Origin of the sequence: Lentzea sp. NPDC003310 (genome assembly GCF_040610935.1) — a bacterium.
GTDB lineage: Bacteria > Actinomycetota > Actinomycetes > Mycobacteriales > Pseudonocardiaceae > Lentzea.
In genome coordinates this window covers 19130-40884 of sequence record NZ_JBEXNC010000026.1, presented here as the reverse complement: position 1 = coordinate 40884, position 21755 = coordinate 19130, and the positions used below count along the sequence as shown (strand labels likewise).

General features: G+C 70.2%; 20 protein-coding genes. 8 read left to right on the top strand and 12 right to left on the bottom strand.

What is annotated here, in order from left to right; translation table 11 throughout:
- Nucleotides 1-321: 321 nt before the first annotated feature.
- The 5 genes from ABZX02_RS39420 to ABZX02_RS39400 all read right to left on the bottom strand — a co-directional run bounded on the left by ABZX02_RS39420 (nucleotide 322) and on the right by ABZX02_RS39400 (nucleotide 6274).
- Nucleotides 322-2058, bottom strand: a complete 1737-nt coding sequence (locus tag ABZX02_RS39420) for an LpqB family beta-propeller domain-containing protein (protein ID WP_355306465.1) — start codon at nucleotides 2056-2058, stop codon at nucleotides 322-324.
- Entirely contained in the window at nucleotides 2055-3848 is a 1794-nt protein-coding gene (mtrB, locus tag ABZX02_RS39415; protein ID WP_355306463.1) for an MtrAB system histidine kinase MtrB, read from the bottom strand. The genes ABZX02_RS39420 and mtrB overlap by 4 nt, the downstream gene beginning before the upstream one ends.
- A gap of 10 nt (nucleotides 3849-3858) precedes the next feature.
- The gene (gene mtrA / locus ABZX02_RS39410; RefSeq protein WP_030471262.1) at nucleotides 3859-4536 is read right to left on the bottom strand and encodes an MtrAB system response regulator MtrA; all 678 of its coding nucleotides are present in this window, start codon (nucleotides 4534-4536) and stop codon (nucleotides 3859-3861) included.
- 186 nt (nucleotides 4537-4722) lie between these two features.
- Entirely contained in the window at nucleotides 4723-5553 is an 831-nt protein-coding gene (locus ABZX02_RS39405) for an SAM-dependent methyltransferase (RefSeq protein WP_355306461.1), read from the bottom strand.
- A gap of 76 nt (nucleotides 5554-5629) precedes the next feature.
- Nucleotides 5630-6274, bottom strand: a complete 645-nt coding sequence (locus tag ABZX02_RS39400) for a dTMP kinase (RefSeq protein ID WP_355306459.1) — start codon at nucleotides 6272-6274, stop codon at nucleotides 5630-5632.
- Between the two features lie 142 nt (nucleotides 6275-6416).
- Here ABZX02_RS39400 and ABZX02_RS39395 point away from each other — a divergent pair, with 142 nt between their 5' ends.
- On the top strand, nucleotides 6417-7385 hold the full coding sequence (locus ABZX02_RS39395) for a hypothetical protein (protein ID WP_355306458.1): 969 nt from the start codon (nucleotides 6417-6419) through the stop codon (nucleotides 7383-7385).
- A gap of 113 nt (nucleotides 7386-7498) precedes the next feature.
- Here ABZX02_RS39395 and ABZX02_RS39390 read toward each other — a convergent pair whose 3' ends face one another.
- Nucleotides 7499-9541: a DUF3322 domain-containing protein gene (locus tag ABZX02_RS39390; protein WP_355306456.1), complete on the bottom strand. Its 2043-nt coding sequence runs from the start codon at nucleotides 9539-9541 to the stop codon at nucleotides 7499-7501.
- A gap of 85 nt (nucleotides 9542-9626) precedes the next feature.
- Between ABZX02_RS39390 and ABZX02_RS39385 the strand changes: the two genes are divergently transcribed.
- Together ABZX02_RS39385 and ABZX02_RS39380 are read left to right on the top strand one after the other, a co-directional pair.
- Entirely contained in the window at nucleotides 9627-10481 is an 855-nt protein-coding gene (locus tag ABZX02_RS39385) for a DUF5753 domain-containing protein (RefSeq protein WP_355306454.1), read from the top strand.
- 46 nt (nucleotides 10482-10527) lie between these two features.
- Complete coding sequence (locus tag ABZX02_RS39380) at nucleotides 10528-10626, top strand: DUF397 domain-containing protein (protein WP_355306452.1); 99 nt, start codon at nucleotides 10528-10530, stop codon at nucleotides 10624-10626.
- On the opposite strand, the gene ABZX02_RS39375 is transcribed toward ABZX02_RS39380, so the two are convergent.
- The 3 genes from ABZX02_RS39375 to ahcY form a co-directional block, all read right to left on the bottom strand.
- The gene (locus tag ABZX02_RS39375; RefSeq protein WP_355306450.1) at nucleotides 10616-11071 is read right to left on the bottom strand and encodes a hypothetical protein; all 456 of its coding nucleotides are present in this window, start codon (nucleotides 11069-11071) and stop codon (nucleotides 10616-10618) included. The two genes, ABZX02_RS39380 and ABZX02_RS39375, sit on opposite strands and share 11 nt — an antisense overlap.
- A gap of 12 nt (nucleotides 11072-11083) precedes the next feature.
- On the bottom strand, nucleotides 11084-11692 hold the full coding sequence (locus ABZX02_RS39370) for a T6SS immunity protein Tdi1 domain-containing protein (RefSeq protein ID WP_355306449.1): 609 nt from the start codon (nucleotides 11690-11692) through the stop codon (nucleotides 11084-11086).
- 68 nt (nucleotides 11693-11760) lie between these two features.
- On the bottom strand, nucleotides 11761-13224 hold the full coding sequence (gene ahcY / locus ABZX02_RS39365; protein WP_355306447.1) for an adenosylhomocysteinase: 1464 nt from the start codon (nucleotides 13222-13224) through the stop codon (nucleotides 11761-11763).
- 97 nt (nucleotides 13225-13321) lie between these two features.
- Between ahcY and ABZX02_RS39360 the strand changes: the two genes are divergently transcribed.
- A complete protein-coding gene (locus ABZX02_RS39360) occupies nucleotides 13322-15694 on the top strand; it encodes a hypothetical protein (protein WP_355306445.1) in 2373 nt (790 codons plus the stop codon).
- Here the strand turns inward: ABZX02_RS39360 and ABZX02_RS39355 are convergent.
- Nucleotides 15691-17622, bottom strand: coding sequence for an ATP-binding protein (locus ABZX02_RS39355; protein WP_355306443.1), 1932 nt, complete (start codon nucleotides 17620-17622; stop codon nucleotides 15691-15693). The two genes, ABZX02_RS39360 and ABZX02_RS39355, sit on opposite strands and share 4 nt — an antisense overlap.
- A 126-nt stretch (nucleotides 17623-17748) precedes the next feature.
- Here ABZX02_RS39355 and ABZX02_RS39350 point away from each other — a divergent pair, with 126 nt between their 5' ends.
- Nucleotides 17749-18630: a cyclase family protein gene (locus tag ABZX02_RS39350; protein ID WP_355306442.1), complete on the top strand. Its 882-nt coding sequence runs from the start codon at nucleotides 17749-17751 to the stop codon at nucleotides 18628-18630.
- A 22-nt stretch (nucleotides 18631-18652) separates the two neighbouring features.
- A complete protein-coding gene (locus ABZX02_RS39345; protein WP_355306440.1) occupies nucleotides 18653-19177 on the top strand; it encodes a GNAT family protein in 525 nt (174 codons plus the stop codon).
- On the opposite strand, the gene ABZX02_RS39340 is transcribed toward ABZX02_RS39345, so the two are convergent.
- The gene (locus tag ABZX02_RS39340; RefSeq protein WP_355306438.1) at nucleotides 19170-19748 is read right to left on the bottom strand and encodes a TetR family transcriptional regulator; all 579 of its coding nucleotides are present in this window, start codon (nucleotides 19746-19748) and stop codon (nucleotides 19170-19172) included. The genes ABZX02_RS39345 and ABZX02_RS39340 overlap by 8 nt on opposite strands.
- Before the next feature lie 76 nt (nucleotides 19749-19824).
- Between ABZX02_RS39340 and ABZX02_RS39335 the strand changes: the two genes are divergently transcribed.
- Together ABZX02_RS39335 and ABZX02_RS39330 are read left to right on the top strand one after the other, a co-directional pair.
- Nucleotides 19825-20304, top strand: a complete 480-nt coding sequence (locus ABZX02_RS39335; RefSeq protein WP_355306436.1) for a DUF2975 domain-containing protein — start codon at nucleotides 19825-19827, stop codon at nucleotides 20302-20304.
- On the top strand, nucleotides 20304-20522 hold the full coding sequence (locus ABZX02_RS39330; protein ID WP_089914565.1) for a helix-turn-helix transcriptional regulator: 219 nt from the start codon (nucleotides 20304-20306) through the stop codon (nucleotides 20520-20522). The genes ABZX02_RS39335 and ABZX02_RS39330 overlap by 1 nt, the downstream gene beginning before the upstream one ends.
- On the opposite strand, the gene ABZX02_RS39325 is transcribed toward ABZX02_RS39330, so the two are convergent.
- Nucleotides 20514-21749 carry a glutamate mutase L gene (locus tag ABZX02_RS39325; protein WP_355306434.1) on the bottom strand — a complete coding sequence of 412 codons (1236 nt, stop codon included), beginning with the start codon at nucleotides 21747-21749 and terminating at the stop codon, nucleotides 20514-20516. The two genes, ABZX02_RS39330 and ABZX02_RS39325, sit on opposite strands and share 9 nt — an antisense overlap.
- Nucleotides 21750-21755 lie beyond the last annotated feature (6 nt).

Genomic DNA, 21755 nt, shown 5'->3' with positions numbered 1-21755 from the left:
CCGCGCCGAGCCGCGCTGAGCCGCGCCGAGCCGCGCCGAGCCGGGCCGAGCCGAGCCGGGCCGGGCCGGGCAGAGCTGGGCTGGGCCGGGCCGGGCAGAGCTGGGCTGGGCCGGGCTGCACCGAAAGGGCACCGCGGCGGAAGGGCAGTGGAACCAGGTCGCTGCGTCCACGCCCCGGCTACCCGAGCGGCTGCGGACTCGCGGCGGCAGGCCGGACGCGAGCGCGTGGTCAGGCGAACGCGCGGCAGCCGCAAGGCACCGTGCCCACACAGCGCGGCTGCACGCGGACGAGCCGTTCCAAGCCCACGCGGGCGCCGCCGGTCAGCCCGGGTAGAACACCAGCGCCCCGGCCGGCACGCGGATCGCGCTCGACCTCCACACGTCCGTGATGTCCGAAGCCGACCACAGCCCCGAAGGGTCGACCACTTGCACCTGGCGTGCCGCCGCGGCCGCCACCGACCCGACCGGGACGGTCAGGTTGGACTGGCTGTAGCGGTCCATCTTGTAGCCGTCCGTGTAGACCTTGGTGACCGGCCACGAAGGCAGGGAGGAGGAGACGACCAGCACGTCCTGCGAGAGCCAGTCGATGGACTGCACGGCGGCGCCCAGGATCGACGGCTGGAGTTGGCGGGGTGCTCGGAGGGACACGTCCTCGTTGTTGCGCACCACCGAGGCGATGTACAGCTTGCCGGCGATCACCAGGGCGGCCCTCGTGCCGTCCCGGGAGAGGCGCAGTTCGCTGATCGAGCCGAACGGCATGATGTCGGTGATGTTCACGGCCTTGGCGGTCCAGCTGCCGTTGTCGGAACGGGTCACGCGGGCGACCGAGGTGCCGTTCACGGCCGTCCAGAACTCCGTGCCCGGTTCTTTCGGGCCGCTGGAGAGCTGCCACGTCGGTCTCGTCAGGGTGGTGGCGGGCAGGTCCACTTCGGACAGCTCCTGTTCGAGCTCGCCTGCGCGCAGGCGCATTGCGCCGCCTGCTCTCGTGACCACGGCCAGGCGGGAGCCGTCCAGGGACTGCGCGGCCGAGACGACGTTGTACGCGCCCGAGCCCGCCGGGCCCTTGATCAGGGTGCCGTCGGTCAGGGAGCGGATGGCGCCGTCGGCGACGACCATGCCCTGCAGGTTCGCGTTCAGGGCCAGCAGGGGCTCGCCTGCGGTCGCGGAGACGTCGGACGGGCGGAAGTCGCGCTGGTCCGGGAGGATCTGCTGGCCGTCGACCAGGACGCGCACGCGGGACGAGGTGACGCCCGAGAGCGACTTCACGATCTGGGCGACGATCTGCTTGCGCTTCTCGGGGGTGAGGTCCTTGCCCACGTTGGTGAGGTTCACCTGCAACGCGCCGTCGTCGGACTCCAGGGTGTCCGAGATCTTGTCGGTGTCCGGGCCCAGGGCGCTCACGAGCGTGTCGCGCACGGCGTCGCCCGGGCCCGCGATCAGCAGTTCGGTGACGCGGGTCGGGATGGACGTGGCGGGCGGGATCACGACGTAGCGCGGGTCCGGGACCAGCACGGTGAACTCGGGGTTGTAGAAGTAGAGCGTCACGCGGCGGTACGTGGAGTTGAACAGGTTCTGCGGCATGTAGATGCCCGCGGGCGGTTCCGAGATCCGCCACTGGTTCTCGCTGTTGCGCTCGACCTTCACCGGCTTCTGGAAGTCGCCGAGCTGCGGGACGAACGCGTTGTCGCTGCCGAGGCGGCCGACGTACTTGCCCTGCAGCAGAACGGTCTGCACCTTCTCCTGCGGCATCTGCGAGGTCGGCACGGTCGAGAAACCGGTCTCGATGATCGTGGGGTTCTTGGTGTCCCACTTGCGGCTCGCCTCGTCCGTCATGAACGCGCGGGCGGCCGCGTAGTTGTTGTCCGGGTTCGAGGTCGCGTCGATGAAGTCGCGGACGAGCGTGTACGGGTCGATGTTCTGGCGCGGCTCGGGCGCGTCGATCGTGTTGGACGCCTTGTTGTCCTTCGGCCCGATCGGTTTCGGCTGCGTGTTCGTCGGGATCGCGGCGCACCCGGCCAGGGTGACGAGCACGAGCACCAGCAACGCCAGCCGCTTCACCGCACTTCCTCCGAAACCTCGTCCGACTTCGACCGCGACCCCGGCGTGTCCAAAGAGTCCGAGGAGTCCGCAGGGGTCCCGTCCACGGGCTCCGCGGGCTGCCAGGTGATCTCCTCCGGGCGCAGCTCGATCTCGCCGGGCTCGTCCTCGACGATCGGTTCCTCCACCACGGCAACGGGTTCGAGCTGGAGCGCGGGCGCCAGCGGCAACGGGCTCTCGCGCAGCTCCTCGCCGTGGCGGCGCGGCAGCGTCAGGCGGAACACGGCGCCGTGGCCCGGTTCGCCCCACGCCTCCAGCCAGCCGCCGTGCAGGCGCGCGTCCTCCAGCGAGATCGACAGGCCGAGGCCGGTGCCGCCGGTGCGGCGGTTGCGCGACGGGTCGGCGCGCCAGAAGCGGCTGAACACCAGGTCCGCCTCGCCCTGGCGCAGGCCGACGCCGTGGTCCCGCACGGTGATCGCGACCGCGTCGGCGTTGCCGCGCATGGTGAGCTCGACCGGCTGGCCCTCGCCGTGGTCGATGGCGTTGGCGAGCAGGTTGCGCAGGATCCGTTCCACGCGGCGGGAGTCGAGCTCGGCGACGAGCTCGGAGTCGGGCAGGTCCAGCACCACGGGCGAGTTGGCGGACGTCGAGATCGCGCGCACCGAGTCGTGCGCGCGGCGCGCCAGCACGCGGATGTCGACCTGGTCCGCGGTCAGCTCCTCGACGCCGGCGTCGAGGCGCGAGATCTCCAGCAGGTCGCCCAGCAGCGACTCGAACCGGTCGAGCTCGTCGACCAGCAGCTCGGTCGAGCGGGCGAGACCGGCGGGGAACTGCTCGCGCGAGGCGTGCAGGACGTCCGCGGCCATGCGCACCGTCGTCAACGGCGTGCGCAGCTCGTGCGAGACGTCCGAGGTGAACCGGCGCTGCAGCTGGCCGAACTCCTCCAGCTGCTTGAACTGCGCCTGGATCGACTCGGCCATCTCGTTGAACGACTCGGCGAGGCGCGCCACGTCGTCCTCGCCGACGACGTGCATGCGTTCGTGCAGGGTGCCGTCCGCGAACCGCTCCGCGACCTCGGCTGCCTGCCGCACCGGCCGGACGACCTGCCGGGTCACCAGGTTCGCGATCAGCGCCAGCAGGACCAGCAGCACGATGCCGCCGACCGCGAGCGTCGACTGCACGACCTCGGCCGTGCGCTGCTCCGCGGTCAGCGGGAAGATCAGGTAGAGCTGCATCGACCGGGCGGACGTGCTGATCGGCAGCCCCACGACGAACAACGTGGTCGGCTGGCCGTCGCGCTGCACCGTGTGGATCTGGGTGCCCTCGCCGCCGTCCTCGACCATCTCGCGCAGGCCGCGCGGCACGTCCTCCAGCTTGCCGACGGACGGCACGCGCCCGACGCCCGCCGAGCTCTGGCCGTCCGCGAGCACGGGTTCGAACGCGCCGGCGCCCGCCGTGGTGGCGTCCGTGCCGGTGCCCCCGACGGCGAGCTTGTTGATCGCGCTGGTGAACCGCGTCTGCACGCTGTCCGGACCGGGGTTGAGCCCGACCAGGTCCGACTGGATCAGGTTGCGCGACGTCAGCGCCTGCCGCACCGCGGCCTCGTCCTTGGTGCTCAGCAGCTGGTTGGTGATCTGCATCTGCAGCACCATGCCCAGCACGAACACCACGGCCGACGAGAGCGCGAGCGTGGACACGACGACGCGCAGCTGCAGCGAACGACGCCAGAGGTCACCAAACGCGGCCCATCGCCTGCGCGCCTCCTCGACGAGGAACTGCGCCTTCGCGATGGCCGGCCGAACGAACTTCATACGCCACCTGTCACGGAGGGCCGGCCTTGTACCCGACACCGCGGACAGTCAACACCACCTCGGGGTGTTCCGGGTCCCGTTCGACCTTCGAACGCAGCCGCTGCACGTGGACGTTCACCAGGCGCGTGTCCGCGGCGTGGCGGTAGCCCCACACCTGCTCGAGCAGCACCTCGCGGGTGAACACCTGGCGCGGCTTGCGGGCCAGCGCGACGAGGAGGTCGAACTCGAGCGGCGTGAGCTGGATCGGCCGGCCCTCGCGCAGCACCTCGTGGCCGGGGACGTCGATGGTGAGGTCGCCGATCTGCAGCACCTCGGACGGCTCGGCCTCGGTGCGCCGCAGGCGCGCCCGGATGCGGGCGACCAGTTCCTTCGGCTTGAACGGCTTGACGACGTAGTCGTCCGCGCCGGACTCGAGGCCCAGCACCACGTCGACCGTGTCGCTCTTCGCGGTGAGCATCACGATCGGCACGCCCGACTCGGACCTGATCGCCTTGCAGACGTCGATGCCGTTCATGCCGGGCAGCATCAGGTCGAGCAGCACGAGGTCGGGCTTGAGCTCGCGCAGCGCGGGCAGGGCACGGGCACCGTCGGCGACCACCGCGGTGTCGAAGCCCTCCCCGCGCAACACGATCGTCAGCATCTCCGCCAGGGCGGGGTCGTCATCGACGACGAGCACGCGTGCCTTCATACCCAACATCGTCGCACTGCCGGTCGCGCGTTCGCGCACCGCCCACGTTCCGTTGCCGCTGGTGGCGGTGTGCGCTCGTTCGGTAACCGGCCGGAACTGTCGTTCCACGTACCCCACCTCGCCCCGTTTGACCTGTTCGTCGCGGGAGTAACCGCGCGAGGATCACCTTTCGTTACCCCGGCGTCGTCACCCCGTGCGAACGGCGGAGACCAGCCAGATGCGCGCGTCGCCCACCCTGCGCGGGTCGGTGATCGCCGGGACCGCCCGGTCGTGCCGCGCGGCCAGGTCGACCTGGTGCGTCACGGCGGCGGCCCAGCCGTAGCCGTCGAGCCACTCGACCGGGTCCTCCACGTCGGACTGCCAGCGGGCGTCCAGCGCGTCGAACCGCTGGTGCACGGGCTTCATCTGCGGGAGGTCGCGGAACGCGCGGTTGACGTGTTCGAGCGCGAGCGTGCTGCCTCGGGCCGACAGCGCGCTCACCCAGTAGAGGAGCCTCTCCCCCGCGTCCGGCGGCAGGAACATGAAGAGGCCCTCCAACAACCACGCCGTGGGTTTCTTGGGGTCGAGACCGGCGCGGATCAACGCGGTCGCCCAGTCGTCCCGCAAATCGCACGGAACGGCCACGCGCTCACAGGTGGGCTGCGCGTGCTGATCGCGCAGCGCGTCCTCCTTGAACTCGACCATCTCGGGTAAGTCGAGTTCGAAGACCGTCGTGCCCGGCGGCCACTGCAACCGGAACGCTCTTGTGTCGAGGCCCGCCGCCATGATCACGACCTGCGGTCGCGGCGTGTCCAGGAGTTCGTCGTCGAAATAGCGGGTGCGCAGGACGAAGTGGTCGCCCGCGAGCGTGCGCACGCCGTTCAGGTCGTTCGCGGAGCCGGCGGCCTCCACGAGTTTCGCGGCCAGGGGGTCGTCGAAGAGGCGGTCGTCGTGACGTTGCTCGTTGGCGCGGGCGGCAGCGATCAGCACCGCCGTACGGGCGACACCGACCGGGGGGCGCTGCAGTACACGCTTCAAATTGCGATCTCCTATACACCCACAGTTACCTACCGGACACTCGATCGTGTCAATCGGTACGCACGTGAGCGACCACTCAAGGAGTGAACAGCGGTTCCAGAAGCGAATAAAAGTTCACGTTTGACCGCCCGTCCACCACTTGCCACGGAGCAAGCCAGCCGATGTTCGCCAATCCGTCGTAAACGACTCCACAACGCGCCTGCAGCGAGCCATCGGATTCATAAATGTCACGGGCGCGCGATTCGTCGGCCTGTTCCCTCTTCGCCGCCCGCTCGGCCGCGACCTCCACGGGCACGCGCAACAACAGGTGCAGATCGGGCACGGGAAGTCCGAAGCGTTCGATCTCCAGTTCGTGCACCCACCGCACGAACTCGCCGTGCTCGTCCTGGTGCAACCGCGCGGCGCTGTACGCGGCGCTCGACGCGACGTACCGGTCGAGCAGCACCACGTCGTGCTCCTCGAGGTCCTTGCGGATCTCGTCGGCCGCGCCGCGCCGGTCGAGCGCGTAGAGGACGGCCATGCCGTAGACCGAGTCGCTCAGGTCGCCGAGACGGCCGTAGAGCCCGTCGCGGACCAGGTCGGCGTGCACGCTGACGCCGTAGCGCGGGAACGCGTGGCTCGCCACGGTCCTGCCCTGGGAGGCCAACGCCTCGGTCAGTCCGTTGGCGAGCGTGCGCTTGCCGGCCCCGTCGAGACCTTCGATGACTACGAGCTTTCCCACGCCAGAACCCTAACGGGACCGGTTCCGGCCACTCACACGGCCGCAGCAGGTCCCCCACACGGGCGAAATCCGATCTTTCGATCACCAGAACGAGTGACTACGGTGAACAGTCACACGGCGCGTGTGAAGGGTAGGTGCCGCGGTGGCCGCGGATTCCGGGCACGCCGGATCGGTCGACGAACCGATCGGGCTCCCGACCGGGGGTCTGCCGACCCCTCTCGCCGAGACGCTGCGCTACGGGCCGTTCCACCGCGCACTGCGCGAGGCGATCGCCCACCGTGGCCTCTCGCTGGCAAGGCTGCGCGCACACCTCGAGCAACTGGGTGTCCAAGTTGGCCAGTCGACGCTCTCGTACTGGCAACGGGGTCTGCGCCATCCCGAGGTACCGCGCGCCATCAGCACGGTGCGCGCGCTGGAGACCGTGCTGCGCCTACCGCCGTCGTCCTTGTTGGACCTCATCGGCCCGCGCACCGCGAACACCTACGCGCCACGTCCGGTCGCGACCTGGCCCGAGCCCGCGCCGCTGCTCGCGACGTTCGACTCGGTGCCGGAGGCCGCGCGGGGCAACGCCGACCTCGAGGTGCTCGCCGTGCACGACACCGTCCAGATGGGCATGCACCGCGAGCAGCGCTCCATCACCACGCGGCTGGTCGTGCGGGCGATCCGGCAGGGACCGGACCGGTACCTGGCGATGCACCACGGCGACGAGGGCTCGTTGATCGAGAACGCGCTGGTGAGAGCCGGCGAGGGCTGCCGGCAGGGGCGACTGCGCCGGGAAAGCGCTTCCCGCAACCTCGCGGTGGAGATGCTGTTCGACCGGAGGCTCTCGGCGGGCGAGGAGCACGTCTTCAGCTTCACGATCGTCGACGACACGGGCAACGCGACGCCCGGCCACCACCGGACGTTCCGCGACACCTGCGGCTCGTACCTGGTGCAGCTGTCGTTCCACCGGAGGGCGATGCCCGCGCGCTGCATGAAGCAGTTCCTGGCCTCGGCCGACGCGACGCCGGTCGACGTCGACGAGCTCGTGTGCGGGCTCGGCGGCGTCGTCAGCGCCTACTTCGGCGACGTCGGACCTGGTATCGCGGGCATCGCCGTCGAGTGGAGCTAGGGGCGAGGAAGGCGAGAGGGCTAATGACCGGCGCTCCGAAGAGCATTCCGGTTCCGGAATTAGAAGGAAGCCCTCTCATGGCCTCGCGTTCGCCACGGTAGCAGCGAACACCTCTAGTCCGACAGCAGTTTCCCGAGTTCCGCCACGGTGGTGACACTTCCGGTCTCGTCCTGTGCCAGCCCGATGCGGATCTGCGGCGCGTCCTTTGTGGATCCCTTGCGCGCGAACAGGTCGCGCACCCGCGCCACGGTGAAGTACCTGCGCCGCAACGCCGCCGCGGCGATGAGCTTCACGATGTCGCGGTTCTCCTCGACGCGGTTGCCCCACGCCGAGCCGCGCAGGTAGAGGTGCAGCCAGGTGCCGAACCAGGTGTCGCCCTCCCGTTCGAACATCACCGGCAGCGCGACCTTCCCCTTGCCGCGCATGGAGGAACGCGCCCGGACGGTGGTCGGCTCGAACGGCTTGCCCATCTGGTCGAGGTCGCGGGTCATGAAGCCGAACAGCGACTCGGCGACGTCGTCGAACCCCTCGCCGGAGTAGACGTTCACCTGCGGCACCACGTACTTCGCGTTCGTCTTCAGGCGGTGCACGTCGACGAACTCGGTGGCGCCGTCCGAAGCGTCCGTGACGTCACCCGAGTGGAAGGCGCCGCCGCCCTTGAGCTGCGTCCACGACACCTGGCCCTGGTAAGCGAACTTCTCGTCGAGCAGCACGGCGGACAGGTCGTAGTCGGTCCGCTTGGCGTGCTGCCGCCAGTGCACGAAGAACCGCAGCACGTCACCCTCGAACGTGAGCTTCGAGCCGCGCGGGAGCACGCCGAAGCCCTCCTCGGTCCCGGACACCGGCACGACGACGTCGAGCACCTCGTCGTCGACGCGCAGCTCCGAACACTCGGGCAGCCTGCGGACCAGCTCGTCCTCGATCACCTCGACGATCGGCGCGAGGCGGGCGGGGTCGAGCGGCGCGCGGTCGTCGTCGGCGATCCACACCCGGCGGGCCCGCGTCGCGAAGACGCGGGCGGCGTCGGGCGCGGACCGGTTCGACAGGTGTTCCAGCACCGAGATGAGCACGCGGCTCGACACCTCGGGCACGGCCTTCGCGACGAGCGCGTCGAGGTCGCTCGCGCCGGCGCGGAGCAGCCGGTCGAGCGCGCGCAGCAACAACCCCGGCGCGTTCGCGAGGACGCGCGCGGCCCGGTCGGCGTCACCGTCCGCGAACGCCAGCTCGACCTGCCCGGCGAACGACCGCGCGACCTTCTCCTTGCGCGCCACCGCGAACACGTCCTGCGCCCGTTCGAACGGGTACTCGTGCGGGTGCAACCGCTCGCCGAGACGCTTCCACGCCTCGCGGTGCTGGTTGACGTCACCGAGCTTGCTCTCCGCGACCTCGTTCAGCGCCTGCAGCAGCGCCCTGCGCTCGGGCCGGCGGAACGACCGGAACAGCGTCGGCTCCTGGAGCGTGACGTCACCCCCGGACGCCTCGGCGGCAAGTCGCAGCACGTCGGTGACGGTGTCGATGTCCTGCAACGGCCGCTGTGCGACGAGCCGCGCGGCGTTGAGGATGGCGCGGTTCTCCCTGACCGGCACGTCGAGCTCGACGTCCGCGGCGAGCACCGCCAGCTCGCCGAGCAACGCCCTGTCGTTCTCCGCCAACGGAATCGGACTGCTCGCGAGCTCTTCGAACAGCCGCTGCACTTCTTCTTCGAGCGTGCCACCGAGGCGCACGACCGTGATGCGGTCCTTCAGCGACGGGACCAGCTCGTCGTGCGCCGCGAGCATCTCCTCGTAGGTGTGCTGGACGCGCCCGTACTTGGGCAGGTCGAGCAGGTTGCCGGTCGGCTCGACGCCCTGCGCCACCGCGTCGCGCACGCACTCCCACCAGAAGGCGAGCGTGTCCGGCACGTTGTGCGGGAACTCCTTGAAGTACGGGTTGTGCTGCCCGCGCGCGCCGATCAGCTCCTTGACCGCGCGCACGGTGCCGGCGGCGAACTCCTCGGCGTCGTGCAGGCCCGAGACGTGTTCGAGCAGGTCACGGGAGGCCTTGAAGCCCGACCGGAGCAGCGCGGCGTCCAGCTGGCGCGCGACGGCGGCACCGTCACCCGGCGCACCGTCCGAAGTGGGCACGCGCAGGGTTCTCTTGATGATGGTCGTCCGCACCCCGCCAGTAAAACCCGCACGTCAACGCAATTCCACCCGTTTGGGCACGATGTTGTTCGGTCTCCAACGCCTAACGTCGGACTGCATGAACGGTGATCCGTCCACCCCTTACAGCCGTGACCTCGGCGACGAGCTGCGTCAGATCCGCGAGCAGTGGACGACCTTCCGCGGGCGGAGGATCGCGCGGATGCTCGGGTGGGATCCGGGGAAGGTCTCGAACATCGAGCACGGCAAGGTGCGGGCGAGCGAGATCGACATCATCCAGTACCTGGGGCGGTGCGGCCGCAGCCAGGCGTTCATCACCGACTTCCTGGAGCGGTACCGCTCCGCTTTCAACCCCTACTTCGTGCAGGTGCCCGACAACCTGCGCACGATGTCAATGGCCGAGTCGACGGCTGACAAGATCACCAGCTTCACCATGACGTCCATGCCGGGCCTCGTGCAAACGAGGGAGTACGCGGTGGCGCTCTTCCAGGCACGCGGGCTTCTCGCACCTGAGGTGATCGAGAGGGCAGTCCGCTTCCGCATGGAGCGGCAGTCGATCCTCCTGCGACCCAACCGCCCCCAGTGCGTCTTCTACATCCATGAGTACGCGCTACGGCTCAAGGTGGGTAGTGACGAAATCATGGAGGACCAGCTGATGAGGCTGCTTTTCCACACACACGTCATCCGCGTGGTGCCGGAGTCCGCTGGAGCGGCGGGCGCTCTGCCTGCCGAGTACATGCTGTGGGAGTACGAGAAGCGCAGCAGCTCTGCCTATCAGGGTTCAGATCTGGCTCAGGTGTTCGTGCAGGACCTGGCCGGGGTGAAGCACTGCATATCGATCTTCAAGCTGTTGGATGCGCTCGCGCTCGATGAGGAACAATCGCGGTCGTTGGTGGCGGACCTCGCCAGCCGATCGCGGGAGGACCTCAGTGGCCGGAAACTGCACCTGGCGTAAGAGCAGCTACAGCGGTGGTGGCTCGGAAGACAGTGCGTGTGTCGAGGTGGCGTTCTCCCAGGCTGTGCGCGTCCGCGATTCCAAGAACACCGCAGGCCCCGAGCTGGAGTTCAGCGTCGAGGCCTGGCAGGCGTTCACGCGCTGAGTTCACCCGGCAGAGGCAGGTCCAGCGCCGTCAGGAACCTCCGAGTCTTGACCTCGACGAACACCGCTTCCTCATCGATGTCCTCGGCCTCGTCGAGCTCGAAGTCCTCGGGGTCCTCGTCCTCGGCCAGGTACTGCAGCAGCTCGGCCTGCTTGCCCGGCACGTCCCCGCCGCCGTGCACGAGGCCCCACCACGCGGCCAGGCCGGCGGCCTCGCGCAGGGTGTCGGTGGGGTCGGACGCGTTCGGGTTCTCGAAGTAGGTGCGCGGCGTCAGGCCCAGGTAGGCGACGCCCGAACCCGTGCCGGCCGGCGCGTAGACGACCGAAGTGATGTCGCTGTCGTGGATGTCGATCCACAGCGACGGTTCCGCGAGGGGCGGTAGCTCGCCCTCCGACAGGGTCTTCCAGTCGCCGTTCTCGTAGGCGTAGGTGCCGAAGAATCCCACCGCTGCCGCTCCCTAGCTGATGTCGACGCCGCTGATCGACGTGCCGTCGGGGAGGTCCCGCACCTTCGCCCACAACTGGCCGTGGAGGTCCCAGTAGACCTGCTCGTCGATCACTTCCAGATTCTCCACGTCCTCGGCTCCGCCCAGGAACAGCGGTTGCCTGAACCCGACGCACGTGCCGGTCGGCAGCGGTTCCGGGTGCCGGTCGCGCCACGCGGTGAACAGGTGGTGGGCGAGGAAGGTGTCCGGGTCGTCGGTCATGAACTCGTCGAGCAGTTCGGGGATGGTGCCGTCGAGCTCGTAGATCTGGGCGGCACCGGGGTCGAGCAGGAGGAGCAGCGCGCCGCGGTGCAGGTCGAGCGCGTACTGGCGGCCGGTCCAGTCGCCGGCGAACGGGCGGGTGCGCGGTGCCCAGTCCGGCCACATCAGGTTCGCCAGGGCCTGGGCGCGGCGGGCCTCGTCGTCGGTGAACACGCGGAGGAGGCCGTCGCCGAACGAGCAGCCCGCGGCCATCGTGACCAGCTCGGCGAGGCCGGGTACCTGGCGCAGCGGCGCGATGTTCTCGGGCGGCGAGGGCGTGCCGGGGTCGAGCGGGTACGCGGAGACGAAGCGGTTGAACAACGCCGGTTCCCCCAGACAGGCGACGAGCCCTCCCCCGGTGCCGGGTGAGGGCTCGTCGCGTCACTGACTCAGTAGCGGTAGTGCTCGGGCTTGAACGGGCCCTCGACGTCGACGTCGATGTACTCGGCCTGGTCCTTGGTGAGCTTGGTCAGCTCGCCGCCCAGCGCCTCCAGGTGGATGCGCGCGACCTTCTCGTCCAGCACCTTGGGCAGGCGGTAGACCTCGTTGTCGTACTCCTTGAACTTGGTGAACAGCTCGATCTGCGCGATCACCTGGTTGGAGAAGGAGTTCGACATCACGAACGACGGGTGGCCCGTGGCGTTGCCCAGGTTCATCAGGCGGCCCTCGGACAGCACGATGATCGTGCGGCCCGACGGGAAGACCCACTCGTCGACCTGCGGCTTGATGGTGTTCTTGCGGATGCCCGGGTAGCGCTGCAGGCCCGCCATGTCGAGCTCGTTGTCGAAGTGGCCGACGTTGCCCAGGATCGCCTGGTGCTTCATCTGGGCCATGTGGTCGACGGTGACGACGTCCTTGTTGCCCGTCGTGGTGATCACGATGTCCGCGATCGGGAGGACGGACTCCAGACGAGCGACCTGGTAGCCGTCCATCGCGGCCTGCAGGGCGCAGATCGGGTCGATCTCGGTGACGATGACGCGGGCGCCCTGGGCGCGCAGCGACTCCGCCGAGCCCTTGCCGACGTCGCCGTAGCCGCAGACGACCGCGACCTTGCCGCCGATCAGGACGTCGGTGCCGCGGTTGAGGCCGTCGACCAGCGAGTGGCGGATGCCGTAGCGGTTGTCGAACTTCGACTTGGTGACCGCGTCGTTGACGTTGATCGCGGGGAACAGCAGGTCACCGGCGGCGGCCAGCTGGTACAGGCGCATGACGCCCGTCGTGGTCTCCTCGGTGACGCCGCGGATGCCCTCGGCGATGTTCGTCCACTTCTTGGCGTCCTTCTCGAGCGACGCGCGGAGCGTGTCGAGGACGATGGTCCACTCTTCCGAGTCGTTCTCGTCCGCCGAGGGAACGACACCGGCCGCCTCGTACTGGACGCCCTTGTGGACGAGCAGGGTGGCGTCGCCACCGTCGTCCAAGATCATGTTCGGGCCCTTGCCGTCCGGCCAGGTGAGCATCTGCTCGGCCGTCCACCAGTACTCCGGGAGGGTCTCGCCCTTCCACGCGAAGCAGGCGACGCCCTTGGGCTCCTCCTCGGTGCCGTGGGGGCCGACGACGACGGCCGCGGCCGCGTGGTCCTGCGTCGAGAAGATGTTGCACGAGGCCCAGCGCACCTCGGCGCCCAGGTCGACCAGGGTCTCGATGAGAACGGCCGTCTGGATCGTCATGTGCAGCGAGCCCGAGATGCGGGCGCCCTTGAGCGGGTACACCCCGGAGTACTCGCGGCGGAACGCCATCAAGCCGGGCATCTCGTGCTCGGCCAGACGGATCTCCTTGCGACCGAACTCGTGGAGCGACAGGTCGGCCACTGCGAAGTCGATGCCGTTGCGGGTCTGCAACCGGTCCGCGGTCATTGCGAAGTCCTCCAAGGCACTTCAGAGAGGGTGTCGTCCGACCATACCGCCCTCTGATGCACCACTATGGCCCCCACGTCAGTGAGGGAGGTCTCGGGTGTTGATTGCCGGCCCGGACACACGTGTCGTCGAACTGCGCGTGCACGGCGTCCAGGGAACGACGCCGCAGACGCTCGTCGACGCCGTTGCGGCCGTGGACGTTGCGGGAGACGGGCTCGGGCGCATCGTGCGCCCGGCGGACAGACTCCGCAGGCCCGCGCCCGGACCAGTCTTGCAGACCGAGGGCCGTCCCATCCCCCGCGTGGTCGAGGGGTATCTGTGGGGTGGAATGACGTCGGGAGGTGTGGCGAAGGCCACGTGGGCGCTGCTCTTCCCGTTCAGCATCGCGAACGTCGCGCACTGGATGCTCCCGCCCGTTCCCGAGCGGAACCTGCCCGCTCACCTGCTCGGAATCGGCCTGCGCTCGCTGCTGCGGGTGTTCGCGCTGCTGCTGACGGCGCTGCTGGTCGCGCAGATCTCGGTGGTGAGCCTCGACCTGCTCGCCGCGCAGTGCCTGCGTCCCGGAACCGCGTGTTTGACCAGCATTCCGGCCGAAGTGCGCACCTTTCCGTGGTTTCGGACCTTCCTGGGGCTGCTGCCGATCCTCGTCGTGATCGCGGTGATGCGGCGCATCTCGCACGTCGAGTGGCGGATCGAGCGCCGGGAGATCGCCGAGGCGGAGGAGCAGGACAAACAACCGTCGTCCGGGCTGCCCGGCGCGCACGTGGCGACCGACCCGGACACGCCGGCGCTGCGGTCGTTGCACGTCGTGGCGGCGCTGGCGGTGACGGCGCTGATCGCGCTCGGCGGGCCGTTGAAGCAGCTCACGGCCACGGGCGGGATGGGCGTCGCGATCACCGTCGCGTGGGTCGTGTCGCTGGTGCTGGTCGGTGTGGCCGTGCTCGGCGTGCTGCTGCTGGACGACCCCACGGGCGGTGCGCCCCATCGTGGCGGACGGTGGCTGCGTGCGGCGTTGGGCCGCAAGCCGCGGCGGGTGTTGTTGGTGTTCTCGGTGCTTTTGGTGCTGACGACGCTGGGGCTGCAGGAGCACCTGCCGTTGCGCGTGCCCGGCGCGGACGTGACCGTGCAGGTCGTGGCGCTGCTGATGGCGTTCGTGCTGGTGCTGTTCGGGCTGATGCTGGTACCCGCGGCCCTGCTGGCCCGCAAGACCTGGCGCTCCCTGCCGCGCGAGCTGCGGCCGTGGGCCGGTGGCTGGTTCGCGGCGCCCGTGCTGGCGATCGGTGGCCTGCTCGGCGGCGGTTTCGGCGCCGGGGTGGCGTTGCCGGTCCGCAAGGCGCTGGGCGACGGACTCGATCTACCCGTCGGGTACCACTACATCACCCTGTTGTGGGGTGTGGCCGGTGCGTTGGCGTTGCTGAGCACGCTCGCGGTGGCGTCGTTCACCGGTGCCGTGCGGTGGCGGGCGTTCCGCAAGGGCAAGGTCTGGGCGCGTGAGGCCTCGTTGCTGCACTCCGGCCGTATGCGCGACCTTCGTGCCGCGACGCGTGCGTGGTGGTGGGCGCGTTGGGAACGCAACCACGGCCATCACATGATCCTGATCATCGCGTCCGTGCTCGTGCTTGGTGCCGTGCTCGCCTCTCTGCTGCGACTGCAGAACGTGCCTCTCGCGTCGTGGACGTACCCCTTCTCGGCGTTCGGTGTCTTCGTGCTCGGCCTGCTCGCCGTGTCGCTGCTGCGCGCGGTGTACCTCGCGGCGCGGCAGCCGGAGTCGGGCCGGCGGCTCGGGATCATCGCGGACATCGCGCAGTTCTGGCCGCGCGAAGCCCACCCGATCGTGCCTCCCTGCTACGCGCTGAAGGTGGTGCCGGAACTCGTCAACCGCGTGCAGGACCACCTGCGCGACCCCGGCACCCGCGTCGTCCTCTGTGGACATTCGCAGGGGTCGCTGCTGGTCGCCGTCGCGGCCGCCCGCCTGCTGGAGGACCTGCCGGAGCACGACCGCGAACGGATCGGCCTGCTGACGGCCGGGTCGCAGCTGCAGTGGGCGTACCCGCGCGCGTTCCCGGCCGTCGTGCCGCACGCGTCGCTGGCCCGGCTGGCCGGTGGCCTCGACGGGCGCTGGCGTGCGCTGTGCCGGGGCACGGACCCGCTGGGCGGCGCGGTGATGACGTGGCGGCGGCAGGTGTTCGACGGCATGCTGCTCGGCGTCGGCTACCGCGAGGACGGCTCGGAGGGTGCGCTGGCGCCTGCCCTGCGCGGACCGACCGGGGCGCTGGTGCTGGGCGGCGACCACTGGCTGCCGGACCCGCAGCGGGGACCGTTCCCCGGCCGGCGGTGGCGGTCGGGGGTGTCGGGGCACGCGGACTACACCTCGGACCCCGAGTGGGACAGGGCGGTGGCGATCGCAGCGGGGCTGTTGCAGGTGGACGCGCCGGAGTCGCCCTCGCTGCCGTTCGCGCGCAAGCCCTAACGGCGTCCCGTCTCGCGCTCCCACAACGACTCAGTCAGCTGCGCGACCGCCTTGTCGCGGTGCCGCCGGTAGGTGTTGAACGACAGGTGCAGCGAGGCCGCGACGCGCTCCTGGGCACCGGCCGGGTGCAGGAACGTCCGGTCGATCAACGCGCTCAGCTCGGGCTTCAGCGCGGCGGCGGCTTCGGTGAGCAGGTCCCGCAGGGCTTCGGCGGGTGCGTTTCCGGTCCGCAGCACCATCCGCGACCGCACCAGCGGGTTCGACCGCAGTTCGGGGGCGTGCAGGGTGCGCAGGGCGGAGCGGACGGCCTCGGCGAACTCCGTCCGGGACAACACCGGACCGCCGAGGACCGGACGACCCGTGTGGTGGGCGTGCAGCTTGTCCGTGAACTCCGTGATCCCGGTGCGGCGCCAGTCGCGGCCGAACACCGGGGCCCCTCCCACCTCGGCGAGCGGCTGGAACCCCAGGAACTCCATGGCCGGCGACCACAGCTCACCGTCGCCGAACGCGCCGACGAAGCTCCACGCCGTGTCGTCACCGATCAGGATGACCTCCAGCATCTGCCAGGCGACGAACAGGGTCAGCGACCGGGACGGACGTTGCCCGTGGTCGCGGTCGAGGAAGAAGCGCCAGGCGCGCACCCGGTCACCGGCCCGCGGCGGCCCGTGCTCCGCGGCGTGCTCCCACATCGCGTCGGTGGTCCGATCGGCTCCGAGATCGGCCTCGGTCAGGTCCAGGCAGGCGCCGAAGCCGAGCAGGTCGCCGGCCTCGCCGCGGAAGACGCGGAACGCCTCCGGCCGCCGCCGCAGCCAGTGCGCCACCAGCTCGGCCTGCTCGTCGCCCTGCCACCGCGCGGTCATGGCGACGACCGGCTCGCGGTCGTCGTCGCGGAGGCCGTCCGCGTACGCCCCCATCGTCGGCGGCAGTGACGCCAGCGCGGTGAACGGGGAACGGGAGCCGTTGAGCACCACGGTCATGACCATCAGGTCGAGCTGCTCCCGTTCCGCCGCCGTCGAGCGGACCTGCTCGTGGAACACGGCGAGCTTGCGGCGGTACAGGTCGGCGTACCGGGCGGGGTCGCGCCAGCGCAGGTCTGCCATGATGGCGTCGCGGACCACGTCGTGCGGGTGGAGCCCGTACGGGGACTCGTCGACGAACACCTGCGTCCGCAGCCACGCGAACAGCTCACCGGCGTCGTCCCCGATCATCGAGCGCAGCAGGTCCTCGGTCGTGACGAGCACCAGCGCGCACACCTCCAGCGCCGTGCGGTGCCGGGTGCTCGGCACCTCGCCGATCAGCTCCGTCAGCAACGCGCCCAGGTCCGGGAGGTCCGACAGGGAGCGCGGCTCGACACCCCGGCGGACGGCGTCCACCACCATCGACAGGGTGAGGGGGTGGCCGCTGCTGATCTTCAGCAACCGCTCGTACGCCTCCGCCGGAACGCCCTGGGAGCTCAGGTAGGCGCGTCCGTCCGGCTCGGACAGGTTGCCGAGCGCGATGATCCGCATGACCGTCCGCCAAGCCGGGTCCGCCCGCCACCTCGGTCCGGGTTCGCGCCGACCGGCGATCACCACCAGGCACGACTCCGGGAGCGACGGCAGGTACTGCTCGCGGACCCAGTCGTCGACCGGCTCCAGCAGCTCGTACGTGTCGACGAGGAGGACCACCGGAGCGCCGTCCGCGAGGACGGGCAGCGACTCCCGCCCGAGGGTCAGGTGGCGGGCGTCGACCCGGACCGGTTCGAAGCCCTTCTCGGTGGCCAGGTCGGCGAACACGTCGAGCAACGCGCTCTTGCCCACCCCGCCGGGACCGTGCACGAAGACCACGCCAGGCCCGCCCAGCGCCTCCCGGAACACCGCGACCTCCTCGTCGCGACCCGTGAACGACCACCGCCGCAGCTCACGCAAGGTGTGTCCGAGTGAGGGCATGCACCCGACAGTAACCAAAGCACTGCCCACCGGATCGGGCACCGGATGGGCACCGCGCTGGGCTGTCGGTCGTGCGGCGGGACCGAGACGATCTTGGTGGAGCACCCACCCGAGGAGGAAGCCACCATGGACCAGAGCCCTGCCGAGTTCCCGAGCAACTGGGGGCGCTGGGGCGACGCGGACCAGCTCGGCACCGTCAACCTGATCACCGCCGAGGCCCGCGCCCGCGGTGCCGCGCAGGTGCGCACGGGCGTGTCGGTCTCGCTGGCCCGCAAGACCCCGACCGCCCCGCTGACGGGTGGGCCGATGGCCTCGCTGCAGGCCACCAGCACGGCCGTGCAGACCATCATGTCGTTCACCGGCGCGTCGCCGATCGCGATGGGCGACATCATGATCGTGACGACGCACCACCCCGAGGTCACGCACCTGGACGCGTTGTCGCACATGGTGGACGACGGGCAGGTCTACCCCGGGATCGCGCAGGCTGCGAGCTCCGGGCCCACGGGCGTGGTCCACGGCGCCGCGGACGTGTTCGCCGGCGGGATCGTGACCAGGGGCGTGCTGCTCGACCTGGCTCCCGGCGGCAGGCTGGCCGACGGGCACGCGGTCACCGCGGACGACCTGGACGCCGCGGCCGAGCGGGTGGGCGTCGTGGTGGAGTCCGGGGACGCCCTGGTGGTGCGGGCCGGCTGGGACCGCGTGCGCGACGACGGCCGGCCGTTGCCGGGGATGACCTCGGGCGCGGTCCGGTGGATGCACGACCGCGGGATCTCCGTCTACGCCGGGGACATCGGTGACGCGTCGCCGCCGGTGAAGGACGACGTCCCCGGCGCGTTGCACCGGCTGGGACTCCTGCGGCTCGGCCTCCCGCTGGTCGACGGCGCCCAGGCCGAGGAGCTCGTCGCGGTCTGCGAGGAGCAGGGCCGCCACACGTTCCTGTTCGTGGCCGCGGTCCCCCGCATCCTCGGCACCACCGGTCTGCCGGTAAACCCGTTGGCCGTCTTCTGACCCGGCTCCTACCCTCCTGCTCATGCTGACCGGTGATCTCGTCCGCCTGCGTCCCGTCGAGCCGGAGGACGCCGACGCGTTCCACCGCTGGCACAACGACGAGGAAGTGATGCGCTGGCTGCAGAGCTATTACCACTCGTCGCTGGCGTCGGCCCGCAAGCGCTTCGGCGACCGCCAGGAGAACTCGTACGAGAAGGTCACCTTCTGCATCGAGACGCTGGAGGGCGGCAAGCTCATCGGCGTCGTGGTGCTGCGGGACGCCGACCCGATCAACGCGCGGGCCGAGGTCGACATCTACATCGGCGAGAAGGACCACTGGGGCGGCGGCTACGGCACGGACGCGCTGCGCACCGTGTGCCGCTACGGGTTCGACACGATGCGGCTGCACTCGATCGAGCTCGGTGTCGTCGAGGCGAACGAGCGGGCGATCAAGTCCTACAAGAAGGTCGGCTTCCAGGTCGACGGGCGGTTCCGGCAGTCGTTCTTCCGCGACGGCGAGTGGCACGACGCGCTCCTGATGTGCGTGCTGAAGGACGAGCTCACCTGAGCGCCGGCGCGAGGTGCCCGATCGCCTCGCGCAGGTGGTCCTCGATCGAGGTCGCCGAGACCACGGCGAGGCCGGACGGGCGCAGGTCCACCCAGCGCCGGACGGCGAGGCGGGCGGCCGCGATCACCGCGGCCGCCAGGACCTCGGCCGCGTCCTCGGACTTGCCGAGGCGCGCGGCGATCAGGCCGGCGATCGGCGGTTCCACCTCGGCGACCGAGTCGAGGTAGGCCGCGCGCAACGCCGGGGTCGAGGTGATCAGGGCGAGCGCCTCCGTCGGCGGTTCGCGGTACTGCTCGGCGAACGCGGCGACGATCGAGTCGGCCAGCGGTTCACTGGAAGGCCTGTCCCGCAACGCTTCCACGACCTTCACCGCGCGGGAGGCCGTGACGCCGGCGACGATCGCGTGCTCGCGGCTCGCGAAGTAGTTGTTGTAGGTGCGCGGTGAGACGTTCGCCGCCTCGGCGATCTCGTCGACGCGCACCTCGTCCACGCCCTTCTCCAGGGCGAGCCTCAGCGCGGCGGCCGACAACGCCGCCCGGGTCTCGGTCTTCTTGCGCTCGCGCAGTCCCACGCGCTCACTGTAGAGACCTGTTGCGACACGATCACTACCGATTGACTTTCGATAGATCACTACCGATACTCGATGCATGATTTCTGAACGTTGGGCGGTGGTGGCGCTCCGGGTCTTCCTGGTGGCGCTCTTCGGCATCCTCGTCGTCCTGGAGACCATGTCGATCCCCGGCTCCTACGCGTACATGGCGCAGCAGAACCCGGACGAGGCCTACCTGCGGTGGCCGTCGACGATCGTGTCGATCTTCTGGGTCGTGTGCGTGCAGGTGGTCATCGTCGCCACCTGGAAGCTGCTCACGCTGGTGCGCAAGGACCTGATCTTCACCGAGGGCGCGATCAAGTGGGTCAACGTGATGGTGTGGGCCATCGCGGCCGGGTGGGTCGTGCTAGTCGCGGTGTTCATCTGGGTCGGGGTCAACGCCGACGACCCCGGTGTGATCGTGCTGTTCTCCTTGTTCATCACCGTCGTCAGCGTGATCGGACTCGTGCTGGTGGTGATGAGGGCGTTGCTGCAGCGCGCTACTACGCTCCGCTCCGACATGGAAGCGGTGATCTGATGGCCATCGTCGTGCGCATCGACGTCGAACTGGCCAAGCGCAAGATGAGCGTCGGCGAGTTCGCGGAGAAGGTGGGGCTGACGCCCGCCAACGTCGCGGTGCTGAAGAACGGACGCGCGAAGGCCGTGCGGTTCAGCACCTTGGAGGCGATGTGCCGGGTGCTGGAGTGCCAGCCCGGCGACCTCCTCGAGTTCGTGGAGGACGAGGAGTCAGCCTAGGGTCTTCGCCAGTCGGTCGGCGGCCTCGAGCCGCCCCGACTCGGCGAGCAGTCCCACCGGCGCCAGCACGTAGTCGCGGTCGACGGTGATCTCGGCGGTCCGCAGCACCGGCCGCAGCACCGGGTCCGCGCGCAACGCCTCGACGACCGGCGAGATGTCCGGCGTGTGCCGGAAGACCCCGCCCGACAGCACCAGCAGGCCCGCTCCGTGCGGGCCGAGCTGGCCGTCGACCTGCCGGAGGTGCCGGCGCACGGCCAGGATCGCCGCGAACGACGCGAGCTTCACGTCGACCGCGGGGTCGTCCGCGATCCAGTCGACGTGCTCCGCCCGGAACTGCGCCTCCGCGCTGAGGTCCTCGGTCGTCAGGCGTTCGGTCAGAGCCTCCTTGACCACCCCCGGCGCGGACCAGCGCATGCCCAGGTCGCCCTCCACGGTGCGGCGGTCCGGCGGCAGCGCGACCGTCCTCTCCAGACCTTCACTGTCCGCAGTGGACACCGCCGAGTACACGTCCGTGGTCGCGCCACCGACGTCCACCACCAGCACGGCGCCCTCGCGGTCCTGGTGGGCCAGCCGGGATACGCCCGCCAGCACGGCGTCCGGCGTGACGGCCCGCACGAGCTGCCGGAACCGCGGCCCGCGCGAGAGCCCCTTGCCGCCGATCACGTGCTGCAGGAACGCCGCGCGGATCGCCTTGCGCGCCGGTTCGGGAGCGAGCCTGCCGACGTCGGGCAGCACGTTCGGACAGGCCACCACCGTCCGCTTCGCCAGCAGTGCCAACGCCTCCGGCTGCGCCTCGACGTTGCCCGCCAGCACGATCGGCACGGCCACGCGGGCGAGCTTCGCGGCGTTGTGCAGCAACACCTTCTCGTCGCCACCGTCCGTGCCGCCGACGAGCAGCACCAGGTCCGGCTTTGACTCCCGCAGCGCCTTCACGTCGACCGGTCCCGCGCTCACGTGCACGACCTTGGCACCCGCGGACAACGCCACGCGGTACCCGGCCTCGGCGCTCACGACCCGTTCCTGACCGACGACCGCGAGCCGCAGCCCGCCGCCGGCCGACGAGCACGCGAGGACCTCGCCGTCGCCGACCTCCTCGCGCAGCGCGTCGACCCCCCGCAGCACCTCCGGCGGCGTGGTCGGGTGCTGGCCGGTGCGGACCAGCTCGCCCTCGGGGGTGAGGAGCGCGGCCTTGGTCCAGGTGGAACCGACGTCGAGGCAGAGGATCACGGGGTT

Coding starts and splice junctions, on each gene's coding strand:
- mtrB (WP_355306463.1), bottom strand. CDS start 3,848: ATGAAGTTCGTTCGGCCGGCCATCGCGAAGGCGCAGTTCCTCGTCGAG.
- mtrA (WP_030471262.1), bottom strand. CDS start 4,536: ATGAAGGCACGCGTGCTCGTCGTCGATGACGACCCCGCCCTGGCGGAG.
- ABZX02_RS39385 (WP_355306454.1), top strand. CDS start 9,627: ATGAACGGTGATCCGTCCACCCCTTACAGCCGTGACCTCGGCGACGAG.
- ahcY (WP_355306447.1), bottom strand. CDS start 13,224: ATGACCGCGGACCGGTTGCAGACCCGCAACGGCATCGACTTCGCAGTG.
- ABZX02_RS39355 (WP_355306443.1), bottom strand. CDS start 17,622: ATGCCCTCACTCGGACACACCTTGCGTGAGCTGCGGCGGTGGTCGTTC.
- ABZX02_RS39350 (WP_355306442.1), top strand. CDS start 17,749: ATGGACCAGAGCCCTGCCGAGTTCCCGAGCAACTGGGGGCGCTGGGGC.
- ABZX02_RS39345 (WP_355306440.1), top strand. CDS start 18,653: ATGCTGACCGGTGATCTCGTCCGCCTGCGTCCCGTCGAGCCGGAGGAC.
- ABZX02_RS39335 (WP_355306436.1), top strand. CDS start 19,825: ATGATTTCTGAACGTTGGGCGGTGGTGGCGCTCCGGGTCTTCCTGGTG.
- ABZX02_RS39330 (WP_089914565.1), top strand. CDS start 20,304: ATGGCCATCGTCGTGCGCATCGACGTCGAACTGGCCAAGCGCAAGATG.